A 454-nucleotide genomic window follows, 5' to 3' on the forward strand; every position below is an offset into this window, starting at 1 on the left:
GCATCACGGTTCGGGTGCCGCTGGCAATCCGCCACAGGCCGGGGCGGAAGACGGTTGTGGCGCCGGTTGGTCAGGACACCACGCCGCCGGTGGCAACGCGAGCCGATCCGGCGCTCGTGAAAGCGCTGGCTCGGGCATGCCGGTATCATCGGCTACTGGACGAGGGACGGTACTCGTCGATTAGCGAGATGGCTGCGGCCGAGAGGATCGAGCGGGGGTATCTGGGTACGCTGCTCCGGTTGACGCTGCTGGCGCCGGACATCGTGGAAGCCGCTCTGAACGGGCTGCAGCCGAAAGGAACAGCCTTAACAGCAATGCATGCGCCGTTTCCGTTGCAGTGGTCAGAGCAGCGAGCTGCTGCGGCGCTTTGTCGCTAACCCCTATGGCCTCACCACCAGCGAATTGAAGCTCGCCGCCCTTCTCCCAGACATTGATGCGCTTCAGCCGTCACTCC

Annotated in this window: 1 protein-coding gene; it reads left to right on the plus strand. The window is 64.8% G+C overall.

From position 1 onward, the window contains the following. A partial coding sequence (locus I6F37_RS39565) for a hypothetical protein (protein ID WP_225154311.1) occupies positions 1-377 on the plus strand: 377 nt, incomplete at its 5' end. Between the last annotated feature and the right edge of the window lie 77 nt (positions 378-454).

This window comes from Bradyrhizobium sp. NBAIM08 (genome assembly GCF_020193935.1).
GTDB lineage: Bacteria > Pseudomonadota > Alphaproteobacteria > Rhizobiales > Xanthobacteraceae > Bradyrhizobium > Bradyrhizobium yuanmingense.